The 12,166-nt window shown below is 67.3% G+C and carries 9 protein-coding genes and 1 pseudogene; 5 read left to right on the top strand and 5 right to left on the bottom strand.

The window, feature by feature from the left end; all coding sequences use genetic code 11:
* Window positions 1–250: pseudogene (locus HV783_RS29405) on the bottom strand (uracil-DNA glycosylase); the annotation flags it as partial.
* A complete protein-coding gene (gene tsaB / locus HV783_RS02320; protein WP_175142154.1) occupies window positions 247–1,518 on the bottom strand; it encodes a tRNA (adenosine(37)-N6)-threonylcarbamoyltransferase complex dimerization subunit type 1 TsaB in 1,272 nt (423 codons plus the stop codon). The gene tsaB and the pseudogene HV783_RS29405, both read right to left, overlap by 4 nt.
* A gap of 130 nt (window positions 1,519–1,648) precedes the next feature.
* Between tsaB and risA the strand changes: the two genes are divergently transcribed.
* From risA to HV783_RS02300, 4 genes are all read left to right on the top strand, one after another.
* The gene (gene risA, locus HV783_RS02315) at window positions 1,649–2,383 is read left to right on the top strand and encodes a response regulator transcription factor RisA (protein WP_003813882.1); all 735 of its coding nucleotides are present in this window, start codon (window positions 1,649–1,651) and stop codon (window positions 2,381–2,383) included.
* A gap of 34 nt (window positions 2,384–2,417) precedes the next feature.
* Window positions 2,418–3,812, top strand: coding sequence for a sensor histidine kinase RisS (risS, locus tag HV783_RS02310; protein ID WP_054501594.1), 1,395 nt, complete (start codon window positions 2,418–2,420; stop codon window positions 3,810–3,812).
* 59 nt (window positions 3,813–3,871) lie between these two features.
* The gene (locus HV783_RS02305) at window positions 3,872–4,420 is read left to right on the top strand and encodes a peroxiredoxin (RefSeq protein WP_006389231.1); all 549 of its coding nucleotides are present in this window, start codon (window positions 3,872–3,874) and stop codon (window positions 4,418–4,420) included.
* A gap of 75 nt (window positions 4,421–4,495) precedes the next feature.
* The gene (locus HV783_RS02300) at window positions 4,496–5,014 is read left to right on the top strand and encodes a carboxymuconolactone decarboxylase family protein (protein WP_054501595.1); all 519 of its coding nucleotides are present in this window, start codon (window positions 4,496–4,498) and stop codon (window positions 5,012–5,014) included.
* A gap of 101 nt (window positions 5,015–5,115) precedes the next feature.
* Here the strand turns inward: HV783_RS02300 and HV783_RS02295 are convergent, their stop codons facing one another.
* The 3 genes from HV783_RS02295 to ispD form a co-directional block, all read right to left on the bottom strand.
* A complete protein-coding gene (locus HV783_RS02295; protein WP_240806391.1) occupies window positions 5,116–7,086 on the bottom strand; it encodes a DUF4344 domain-containing metallopeptidase in 1,971 nt (656 codons plus the stop codon).
* A gap of 399 nt (window positions 7,087–7,485) precedes the next feature.
* Window positions 7,486–7,971, bottom strand: coding sequence for a 2-C-methyl-D-erythritol 2,4-cyclodiphosphate synthase (ispF, locus tag HV783_RS02290; protein WP_064525979.1), 486 nt, complete (start codon window positions 7,969–7,971; stop codon window positions 7,486–7,488).
* Window positions 7,968–8,651 (bottom strand): 2-C-methyl-D-erythritol 4-phosphate cytidylyltransferase, encoded by a 684-nt coding sequence (gene ispD / locus HV783_RS02285; RefSeq protein ID WP_144654948.1) that lies wholly within the window; start codon window positions 8,649–8,651, stop codon window positions 7,968–7,970. The genes ispF and ispD overlap by 4 nt, the downstream gene beginning before the upstream one ends.
* Window positions 8,652–8,680: 29 nt before the next feature.
* Here ispD and mfd point away from each other — a divergent pair, with 29 nt between their 5' ends.
* A complete protein-coding gene (mfd, locus tag HV783_RS02280) occupies window positions 8,681–12,163 on the top strand; it encodes a transcription-repair coupling factor (RefSeq protein ID WP_167517608.1) in 3,483 nt (1,160 codons plus the stop codon).
* Window positions 12,164–12,166 lie beyond the last annotated feature (3 nt).

Below are 12,166 nucleotides of genomic sequence, written 5' to 3'. Positions count from 1 at the left end.
TGGCCTGCGCCACTGCCGGCGGCGGCGGCGCGGCAACGTCGCGCGCCGGCGCGGGCGCCACAGCCCGGCCGGCCTGTTCGACCGCCGGGGAATCTTTTTTGGAAACAACGACCTGCGGCGCGGGCGCGGCCACCGGCTGCGGCGTCGGCCGCAACCACAGGCGCTCCATGCCCAGCTCGCGCAGCCACAGGCGCTGCAGCGGATTGACGCGGGGCGCGGACGAGGCCGGCACGGTATTGGGCGCCGTCACGCCGACGCTCCCGCGGACGCCGCGGCGACAGGCGCATCCACGCGCTTCTGCATCACCAGCGCATCCTCGCGTCCGCCCTTCTCGGCCGGGTAATAACCGCGTCGCAGACCGATCTGCAGGTAGCCGCGAGCCTTGTAGAACTCGACGGCCGACACATTGGAGGGACGCACTTCCAGCAGCACGCCTTCAAGGCCGCGCTCGCGCGCCTGCTGCTCGCACCAGTCGAGCAACACGCTGCCCAGCCCCTGCCGATGCAGGTCTCGGGCCACGGCGATCACCAGCAGATGGGCCACGTCGGGGGCGAACATCAGGATGCAGAAACCCGCCACCCGGCCCGCGCGCCGCAGCGTCCACGCGCCATAGCCGGCGGCCAGCGCGTCGGTGAAATTGCCGCGGGTCCAGGGGAAGGCCTGGACGTTGGCCTCCAGAGCCACGACCTCGTCCAGATCCGCGTCGGTCAGCGGTTGCGGGCAGACCGGCGCCAGCGTCGACTGCGCCTTGGGATTGCCGCCCTCGCCGCGCAGGCGTTCGGCCGTGGTGAAGGCAACCTTGTCGCGCACGTACAGCGGCGCGGCCAGCTCCGGGGGCACGGTTTCACCGCGCTGCCAGGCCAGGCGCGCCAGGCGCGCCACGCTGGCGGCCTCGGGCCGCCGCGCCTCGGCGGCGCGGCGCCAGCCGGCGGGAATCGTCATTTCGCCAGCGTAAGCATCCCAGGCGTCGCCCGCCAGCAGCGCCCGCAGCGGCTGCCCGGCGGAGCGCGACCAGGCCGGCAGGTGATGCGCCGTCCAGGGGACCACCTCGGCGGCCGCGATCAGCAGCGGCGCCTGCAGGGTGTCCCAGGCGGGCTCGCCCGTCGGGCTGGCGCCCTGACGGTACACCGCCAGATAGACTTCATTCATGCGGGCGTCCAGCGCCACCACGATGGCGTCGTCCGGCCCGCCGCCTGCCTGCGCGGCCACGGCCTGGTGCGAGACCACCGGCAATACCGGGATGCCCAGGCCCATGGCCATGCCCTGGGCCACGCCGCAGGCCACGCGCAATCCCGTGAAGCCGCCGGGCCCCTGGCCGAACGCCACCGCGTGCAGCGCGGCGGGCGCCAGGCCGGCCTCGGCCAGTAGCTCGTTGGCCATCGGCAGGAGGCGTTCCGCATGCTCCTGGGAGCCCTCGTGTTCGCGGACGGCAACCTCCAGCCGCCCATCGGACACGCGCAAAAGGGCCACGCCGCAACGCGACGAAGAGGTTTCAAGAGCCAGCAGGTTTAGTTCCATAGATGCAGATTGTACGAAATACCGGGGCATTCCCCCGTATGTAAGGGGGATTTCAACCATGGTTCGCAATGTGTAATATCTTGTGAACGCCCACTAGCCGCTGGTTCTTGTCACTGTTACATTTCCGGCCATGAACACGCAAAACACCACCCCCACCCGAAAAATCCTCGTCGTCGACGATGATCCGCGCTTGCGCGATTTGCTGCGTCGGTATCTGTCCGAGCAGGGATTCAACGTTTTCGTTGCCGAAGACGCCAAAGAGATGGGCAAACTCTGGCAACGCGAGCACTTCGACCTGCTCGTGCTGGATCTGATGCTGCCCGGCGAAGATGGCCTGTCCATCTGCCGCCGGCTGCGCGGTGGCCACGACAATACCCCCATCATCATGCTGACGGCCAAGGCGGAAGAAATCGACCGCATCGTCGGCCTCGAGATGGGCGCGGATGATTACCTGTCCAAACCGTTCAACCCCCGGGAGCTGCTGGCCCGGATCAACGCGATCCTGCGCCGCCGCGGCACCGAGGAACATCCCGGCGCCCCCAGCCAGGAAAACGAATCCATCGCTTTCGGCCCCTACGTGCTGAACCTGTCGACCCGCACGCTCACGCGCAACGGCGAACAGGTGCCCATCACCACTGGCGAATTCTCGGTGCTCAAGGTGTTTGCCCGCCACCCGAAGATTCCGCTGTCGCGCGACAAGCTCATGGAACTGGCCCGCGGCCGCGAATACGAAGCCTTCGACCGCAGCCTCGACGTGCAGATCTCGCGCCTGCGCAAGCTGATCGAGCCGAATCCGTCCAAGCCCGTATTCATCCAGACCGTCTGGGGTCTCGGATACGTGTTTGTGCCGGACGGTGGTAGTTGATCGACACGCCCGCCCCGGGCAGGAGCGCAGCCTCGTGCCCCGCTTGCGCAGAACCTTCAGGAACCTGACTTCACGTTTGCGGCTTGGCTTGTTCGGCCGCACGTTCCTGCTGCTGGCCGCGCTCATGCTGGTCAGCCTGGGGGCGTGGCTACAAGTCTTCTTCAGCATGGAGCTGGGGCCGCGCGCCAATCAGATGGCGCAGCGGGTGATCACGGCCGTCAATATCACGCGCACCGCGCTGATCTATTCCCATAACGGCGAACGCAGCAAGCTCCTGCTCGACCTGGCCACCAACGAAGGCATCCAGGTCTATCCGCGCGAGGTCACCGACTTCGCCGAGGCCCTTCCCGACGACGATTACTGGCAGCGCGTGGCGCAGCACATCCGCACGCGCTTCGGCCCGGAAACCCAGATCGCCTGGGGCGTGAACCAGGTGCCGGGCTTCTGGGTCAGCTTCCAGATCGAAAAGGATCTCTACTGGCTGGTATTCGAGCGCGAGCAGATTGGCCTGACCGGCGGCATCGAGTGGCTGGGATGGGGCGCCACGGCGCTACTGCTATCCCTGGTGGGCGCGGCCGTCAGCGTCGGTTTCGTCAACCGGCCCCTGTCGCGACTGGCGCGCGCGGCCCAGGTGTTGTCGCGTGGCGAAACGCCGGCGCCCCTGCCCGAACAGGGCCCGCTCGAGATCCGCGACCTGAACGCCTCGTTCAACCGCATGGCCAAGGACTTGCGACAGGCCGAGGCCGACCGCGAACTGATGCTGGCCGGCATTTCCCATGACCTGCGAACGCCGCTGGCGCGCATGCGCCTGGAAATCGAGCTGAGCGGGGTTTCGGAAGACGCGCGCCAGGCCATCGACGAAGACCTCGGCCAGATCGACCACAGCATCGGCCAACTGATGGAATATGCCCGCCCCGCCGGCACCCTGCCGCAACTGGCCACCGATATCTCGGCCGTGCTGGCCGAGCTGTACGAGCGTGAACGCAGTCATACTTCGTCACTGGGTGGCGAGCTCGAGGCCACGCTCGAACCCGGGCTGCGCGCCCGCATCACCGCGCTCGACCTCAAGCGCATCGTCAGCAACCTCATCGAGAACGCGCGCCGCTATGGCCGCTCGAGCGACGGGATGGCCCATCTGGTCATGACATTGCAAGCTGAGGGCGGCATGATCGTGATCGAGGTGTCCGACCGCGGCCCCGGGATCGCCCCCGAAGATGTCGATCGCCTGCTGCGTCCCTTTTCACGCGGCGAGGCAGCCCGCACCGGCGTCAGCGGCGCCGGCCTGGGCCTGGCCATCGTCGAACGCCTGCTCAAGCACGTCGGCGGCGCCCTGCGCATGCTGCCGCGCGAGGGTGGCGGCCTGACCGCCCGCATAGAGCTGCCCAAAGCGAAGTTTAGGAATTATCAATTAGACAACGATAATCCATAGCGTAGAATTTATGGTTTGAGGCACCGCCTTAATTCCACCAACAACTACTGGGAGTAAACATGAAAACTGTTGGCGACAAACTCGAGCCCTTCAAGGTTACCGGCGTCAAGCCCGGCTTCAACCAGCACGAAGAAAACGGCGTCTCGGCTTTCGAAGACATCACCGAAAGCTCGTTCCCCGGCAAGTGGAAGGTGATCTACTTCTACCCGAAGGACTTCACGTTCGTGTGCCCGACCGAAATCGTCGGCTTCAACAAGCTGGCCAAGGATTTCGAAGACCGCGACGCCGTCCTGCTGGGTGGCTCGAGCGACAACGAATTCGTCAAGCTGGCCTGGCGCCGTGAGCACCCGGACCTGAACAAGCTGGGTCACTACCAGTTCGGCGACACCACCGGCGCCCTGATCGACCAGTTGGGCGTGCGTGAAAAGGGCGCTGGCGTTGCCCTGCGCGCCACCTTCATCGTCGATCCGGACAACACGATCCAGCACGTTTCGGTGAACAACCTGAACGTCGGCCGTAACCCGGAAGAAGTCCTGCGTCTGCTCGACGGTCTGCAAACCGACGAGCTGTGCCCGTGCAACCGTACGGTTGGCGGCGCCACGCTGTAATTTCCAGCCCGGCCGAGGGACCTGCCCGCAGGTCCTTCGCCGGGCTTTAACTGCGCTAGATTATAGGTAAAAACTATGGAATTTCTGACGACCATTAAGGAACAGCTACCGGATTGGGCCAAGGACATCCGCCTGAATCTGGACGCCGTGATCGCCCGCTCGACCCTGGCCCCGGAAGACGCCGTCGGCGCCGCCCTGTCGGCCGCCTACGCTGCGCGCAGCCCGGTGCTGGTCGAAGCCTTCAAGAGCGGCCTGTCGGAAGCTGACGCCAATGCCGCGCTGACCGCGTCGGCGCTCATGGGCATGAACAACACCTGGTACCCGTACGTCGAGATGACCGGCGACGCGCAGCTCAAGAGCCTGCCGGCGCAACTGCGCATGAATGCCTACGCCACCCACGGCGGCGTCGAGAAGAAGCGCTTCGAGCTGTTCGCGCTGGTGGCGTCCATCATCGGGAAGTGCCACTTCTGCGTCGCTTCGCACTACGAGAACCTGAAGAAGGACGGCCTGTCGACGGAACAACTGCGCGACGCCGGCCGCATCGCCTCCGTGGTCAACGCCGCCGCCCTGGCGCTGGCCGCCCAGGGCAAGTAAGCCTGGCGCGCCTTCGCGCGAAACAATGAAAAAGCCCGCCTGTGCGAACAGGCGGGCTTTTTCATTTACCGGACGGCCGTTGCGCCGCCCCGCGAAGCGTCTTACTGCCCCTGCGACTTCACGGCGGTCGTCGGCAGGCCGTTGGCAACCCAGGCCTCCATGCCGCCGCGGTACCAGTAGACAGGCCAGCCCATCATGCCGGCGCGCAGCGCGGCGTTATAGGAAGAGCGATCATTCATGCCGGCGCCCATGATGATCAGGGGCACGTTGTGCTCTTTCTCGGTGCCGGTCTTCTTGTGCAGCCAGCCATCGAAGGCTTCCTGCATCTGGTCCGTAATGGCGCCATCCGAACCCGCGTCGCTCAGGGGGAACGCGCCGGGGATGGTCTCGCGCAGGCCGCTGGTATCGATCACCAGGAAGTTCTTGTTCTTTTCATCGGTCAGCAGGGCCACCACGTCCTTGGTGGTGATCACCTTGGCGCGCGGATGGGTGTTGGGCGTCGGGCCCTTGTAGGGCGCCGAGAACAGCAGCGTCGTCGGCGGCACGCCGCTATCCTGCAGTTCGTCGAAGCCGCCGTTGCCGGGCGCGCGCTGCGGCTGGCCGGCGGGCGGCTGCTGGCGCGGCGGTTGCGGCGCCTGCTGCGGAGACCGCTGCGGCGCCGCCCCGCCCTGCTTGGGCTCGCCGCCGACCGTGCCCATCTCGATGTCGGAGATCATCACCGCGATGTTCTCGATCAGCTCGTAGCACATGGTGATCGAGCCTTCGCGCGGGCTGTACCAGGCGTTGAGCTTGCCGCAGTCCTTGAAGACCACGTTGACCGGCCGCGGCAGGACGTAGGTCTGGCCCAGCAGCTTGATGTCTTTAGAGATGGCTTCGGACAGGTTGTTGGCGAACAGGTTGCCGATGCGGCGCGACGACGGCTCGAAGGTCACGTTCACCGGCGCGCCGGGCGCGTTCGCCGGCTGCTGGCCGTCGGGCGACCAGGTGCCGACGCGGGTATGCGGCGCCAGGATGCGGCGCCAGGCGCGGTTCTGCTTGGTGAACTCGTCGGCGCAACGCGACTTGGTGCGGTCTTCGAAGCCAACCTGCTCGACCAGCGATTCGAACACGCCCGGGTTGCCGCCGTACATGATGCACAGCATGTTGCGGAAGCGCTTGAGGTCGCCGGTATGCTCGTCCTGCCAGGGAGAATTGCCGGCGCCCTGGGCCTCGGCCACCTTGCCGCTGTAGTACCACTGCAGCGCGGCGTATTTGGCCGCGCCCTGGGCCATGGCGTTGGTGTCCTTGTCGCTGGACGGGTACATGGTCGGCTCGACGATCTGCAGCGCCGAATAGATATCGACCGCGTCTTCCTCGGCGCCGGTCGAAGGCAGCTCCAGTTCACCGATCAAGGCGTGGCCGAACTCATGCATGAAAATACTGCGCATGATGCCGATGTACACCGCCACGATGCGCAGCGAGTCGCCGCCAAAGCGCGGATACGGACCCGAGCCCGGCAGGCCGCTGCTGGCGCCGGAATCCGGCGAGGCCTGGGGCGCGCGCGCCGGCTGCTGACGCGGTTGCGCGCCACCGCCCTGGCCGGTGTTGGCAGCGACGTTGGTGGCGATGGCGAAGTCCGCGATCCCGAAGGTGCCGACGTCATAGGCCATGATGCCGACTTCGGAGCCCAGCGCGGGCTCGTTCTCGATATCGCCGATCTTCTGGCCATTGACGATGAAGCGCGCCGCGCCCGGCACTTCGACGACCTTGATCCGGTCGGAGCCGTCCAGCTTGGCCACGTTGGGCACATTGGCGATATCGCGACGCTTGTCGCCGTTCAGACAGAACAGGATGGTCTGCTTGGCCGCCGTGAGCTCGAGCAGGCACAGGGCCTTGCGCGGGCGGTTGTTCAACACGACGCCGATCGAGGCTTTGGGGTTGGTCGAGTTCAGGACCACATTGACGTCGGTGACGCGGCCGCTTTCCGGCGCCTCGCCCACGTTGAGATAGAGCGTCTGTTCGCTGCCGGCCGCCGCCCGGTTGCGCAAGGTGAACCAGCCATCCTCGACACCCGCGGTCCAGCCCTGCAGCATCTGGGATCGGACAGCCCCGGAAAGCGGGCCGAGCTGCTGCTCGAATTCTGCATGTGCAGGCGAACCAAAGGCGACGAGGGCCAGAAACAAGGCAGCGCCACGTACATGCATTTCCAGTGTCCCTATTATTCAGACGTTGAGTAGCGGCAGCGTATTCCAGTTCAAATGCACCCGCAAGACGAAAGCACGGCCTGTTCCGGGCGCTGGCGGCCGAAACCAAGGGCAATCCTGGCCGAACCGCAGCAGGGGCGCGGCTCACGGCCTCTTTTGCGTTTTGTTAATTTATTATGGACATGTATCCGCGCGGCTATCCGTGCGAATAAAACAACGCATGCGCGCAAAAAAATGGCGCGGAGATATCCGCGCCATTCGTTCAAGCATCCGTCAGCCAGGCGCCTTTCAGGCCCGCGCCAGCAGCGCCACCACCGTCGCCGCGATGCCTTCCTTGCGGCCCAGGTAGCCCAGGCCTTCGTTGGTCTTGGCCTTGATGTTGACCTCGCTTTCGGCCAGGCCGGTGTCGGCCGCGATGTTCCTGGCCATGGCCGGCGCATGCGGGCCGATCTTCGGCGCCTGCGCGTGCAGGGTGGCGTCGATGTTCACCGGCGTCCAGCCGGCCTGCCGTACCCGCGCCATGGCCTCGCGCAGCAGCACGCGGCTGTCCGCGCCCTTGAAGGCCGGGTCGGTATCGGGAAAATGGCGGCCGATATCGCCAAGGCCCGCGGCGCCGAGCAAGGCGTCGGTGATCGCATGCAGCAGCACGTCGGCATCGGAATGGCCCAGCAGGCCGTGGCTGTGGGGAATGGTCACGCCGCCGATGATCAGCGGCCGGCCCTCGACCAGCGCATGCACGTCGAAACCCTGCCCGACGCGAAAAGGAATACTCATAGCCATTTTTCCATCAGTTCGAAATCGTCCGGCCAGGTCACCTTGAAATTGCGCATCGCGCCGGGCACCAGCAGCGGCGCGTAGCCCGCGGCCTCGATGGCCGAGGCCTCGTCGGTCACCGCCACGCCATTGACCGCGGCAGCCGTCAGCGCATCGCGCAGCGCGCCGGCGCGGAACATCTGCGGCGTCTGGGCCAGCCACAGGCCGTTGCGGTCGAGCGTGCGCTCGACGCGCTCGTGGCCGGCCTTGACAGTGTCGGCCACCGGCAGCGCCAGCAGGCCGCCGACCGGGTCCGCCAGGCAGGCGTCGATCAGGCGCGCCAGCGCCGCGGCCGGCAGGCCAGGGCGGGCCGCGTCGTGCACCAGCACCCAGGTCGCGTCGGAAACCCCGCTTTCAGCGAGCGCCCCCGCCACGGTATCGGCGCGAGTGGCGCCGCCGCAGGCACGCCAGACGGTGCGCGGCAGGCCGGCCAGGGCCTGGTCGACCCAGCCGTCGCCAGGCGTCACCGCCACCCGCACCTGCGACACGCGGTCGTCGGCGAGCAACGCGGCCACCGCGTGGCGCAGCATGGGCTGTCCGGCCAACGGACGGTATTGTTTCGGCACGCTCTCAGCGCCGGGGCGGCTGGCGCGGGCGCCGACGCCGGCGGCGGGAACGATTGCGATGATTGAGTCAGACATGGTTCGGTGATTTTATAATCTTCCGCTTGATGCCTGCTCCCAGCCTGATGCCCGCTCCCACCTCCTCCGCCACGGCAGCGCCGCCCGTTCCCGCGACCGCCCCCACTCTCGCCGCGCTCAAGCCCGGCACGCGTTATGCGCAACCGCGCCCGCCCGGCTCGGGCGACGCCTGGCTGCTGGCCGACCTGGCGCGGCAGGCCGCGGCGCCGCTGGTGGTGCTGACCGCCGAGCCGCTGGAAGCGCAGCGCCTGGCCGAGGAAATCGCGCTGTTCGCGCCCGGCCTGCGCGTGCGCCAGCTACCCGACTGGGAAACGCTGCCGTACGACGCCTTTTCGCCGCACCAGGACCTGATCTCCGAGCGCCTGCACACCCTGCACTCGCTGATGATGAAGACGGTGGACGTGCTGACGGTGCCGGTCACCACCGCGCTGTACCGGCTGGCGCCGCCGTCGTTCCTGGCAGCCTACACCTTTTCCTTCAAGCAGAAGGACAGGCTCAACGAGGCGGCGCTGCGCGCGCAGTTGACGCTGGCCAACTACAACCACGTCACCCAGGTCACCGCGCCCGGCGAGTTCTGTCTGCGTGGCGGCCTGATCGACCTGTTCCCGATGGGATCGGCGCTGCCCTACCGGCTGGACCTGTTCGACGACGAGATCGAGACCATCCGCAGCTTCGACGTCGACACCCAGCGCAGCCTGTATCCGGTGCGCGAGGTACAGCTACTGCCGGGCCGCGAATTCCCCATGGACGAGGATTCGCGCAACCGCTTCCGCGCGCGGTTCCGCGAAGTGTTCGAAGGCGACCCGTCGCGCGCCCTGCCCTACAAGGACATCGGCAACGGCATCCCCTTCGCCGGGGTCGAGTACTACCTGCCGCTGTTCTTCGACGAGACCGCGACGCTGTTCGACTACCTGGCCGACAACGCCATCACCGTCACCGTCGGCGACATCGACGACGCCATGATGCGCTTTCACCAGGACACCGGCAGCCGCTACGGCTTCCTGAAAAGCGACCGCGAGCGCCCGGTGCTGCCGCCGTCGGCGCTGTTCCTGGACGAGCAGACGCTGTACGCCCGCCTGAAGGATTTCCGCCGCCTGGCGCTGGCCGCCGGCCAGCCCCATCCCGACTTCCGCGCCGCGCCAGACGTGAGCGTGGCGCGCCGCGCCGAAGACCCGATCGCCAAGTTGCGCACGCACGTCGGCAAGCCGCAAGGCCGTGTGCTGCTGTGCGCCGACTCGGCCGGCCGCCGCGAAACGCTGGTGCAGATGCTCAACGAGTTCGGCGTCACCCCCGACGCGCAGCCCGACAGCATCGAAGCCTTCCTGGCTTCCGACGCCCATTTCGGCATCGTCGCCGCGCCGCTGGCCACCGGCTTCGAGCTGCCGCAGGCCAATCTGGCCTTCCTGACCGAGAACGACCTCTATCCGGGACTGGCCAGCACCGGCCGGCGCGGCAAGCGCGACCAGGAACGCGCCAGCAACGTCGAAGCGATGGTGCGCGACCTGTCCGAACTGCGCGCTGGCGACCCCGTGGTGCACGCCCAGCACGGCATCGGCCGCTACCACGGCCTGGTCAACATGGACATGGGCGAAGGCGAGATGGAGTTCCTGCATCTCGAATACGCCAACGGCAGCACGCTGTATGTGCCGGTGTCGCAGTTGCACGTGATCGCCCGCTACAGCGGCGCCGATCCGGAAGCCGCGCCGCTGCACCAGCTCGGCTCGGGCCAGTGGGACAAGGCGCGCCGCAAGGCCGCCAAGCAGGTGCGCGACACCGCCGCCGAACTGCTGGCGCTGTATGCCCAGCGCGCCGCGCGCGAGGGCTTCGCCTTCAACCTGCCGCTCAACGACTACCAGGCCTTCGCCGAGGGCTTCGGTTTCGAGGAAACGGCCGACCAGGCCGCCGCCATCGAGGCCGTGATCGCCGACATGACCTCGGGCCGGCCGATGGACCGCCTGGTGTGCGGCGACGTCGGCTTCGGCAAGACCGAGGTGGCGCTGCGCGCCGCGTTCCTGGCCGTGGCCAACGGCAAGCAGGTCGCCCTGCTCTGCCCTACCACGCTGCTGGCCGAACAGCACGCGCAGACCTTCTCCGACCGCTTCGCCGACTGGCCGGTGCGGGTGGTGGAGCTGTCGCGTTTCCGCTCGGCCAAGGAAGTGTCGGCGGCCATCGAAGGCATCAACGACGGCCGCGTCGACATCGTCATCGGCACCCACAAGATCCTGTCCAAGGACGTGAAGTTCAAGCGCCTCGGGCTGGTCATCATCGACGAGGAACACCGCTTCGGCGTGCGCCAGAAGGAAGCGCTCAAGGCGCTGCGCGCCGAGGTCGACGTGCTGACCCTGACCGCCACGCCGATCCCGCGCACGCTCGGCATGTCGCTCGAGGGCATCCGCGACTTCTCGGTCATCGCCACCGCGCCGCAGAAGCGCCTGGCGATCAAGACCTTCGTGCGGCGCGAGGACGGCAGCACGCTGCGCGAGGCGCTGCTGCGCGAGCTCAAGCGCGGCGGCCAGTGCTACTTCCTGCACAACGAGGTCGAGACCATCCACAACCGCCGCGCCCGCCTCGAAGAGCTGGTACCCGAGGCCCGCATCGCGGTGGCCCATGGCCAGATGCCCGAACGCGACCTGGAACAGGTGATGAAGGGTTTCTACCAGCAGCGCTACAACGTGCTGCTGTGCACCACCATCATCGAGACCGGCATCGACGTGCCCAGCGCCAACACTATCGTGATCCACCGCGCCGACCGCTTCGGCCTGGCGCAGTTGCACCAGTTGCGCGGCCGCGTCGGCCGCTCGCACCACCAGGCCTACGCCTACCTGCTGACACCGGGCGAGGACGCCATCACCAGCAACGCCAAGAAGCGGCTGGAGGCGATCCAGGCCATGGAGGAACTGGGTTCGGGCTTCTACCTGGCCATGCACGACCTGGAGATCCGCGGCACCGGCGAAGTGCTGGGCGATTCGCAGTCCGGCAATATCCAGGAGGTCGGCTTCTCGATGTACAACGAGATGCTGAACGAAGCGGTGCGCGCCCTGCGCGCCGGCGAAGAGCCGGACCTGGACGCGCCCTTCAACCTGGCCTGCGAGGTCAACCTGCACGCGCCGGCGCTGCTGCCGTCCGACTACTGCGCCGACGTGCACGCGCGCCTGAGCGTCTACAAGCGCCTGGCCCACGCCGCCGACGAGGACGACCTGATCCAGATCCAGGAAGAACTGATCGACCGCTTCGGCAAGCTGCCCGAGGCGGCGCAGACGCTGCTGACCACGCACCGCCTGCGCCTGGCGGCGCAACCGCTGGGCATCGTCAAGATCGACGCCAGCGAAACCCAGGCGCTGCTGCAGTTCGGCCCCAAGACCAGCGTCGATCCGGCGAAAATCATCGAGCTGGTGCAGCGGCAACGCCACATCAAACTCGCCGGACAGGATAAATTGCGGGTTGAGATCAAGGCCGCGCAGATCCCGGCCCGCGCCGACGCCGTGCGCGCCGTGCTGCGCGCCTTGAAGTAACCC

The organism is Achromobacter dolens (assembly GCF_902859745.1).
GTDB lineage: Bacteria > Pseudomonadota > Gammaproteobacteria > Burkholderiales > Burkholderiaceae_B > Achromobacter > Achromobacter dolens.
This window is presented reverse-complemented; position numbering and strand designations above follow the sequence as displayed.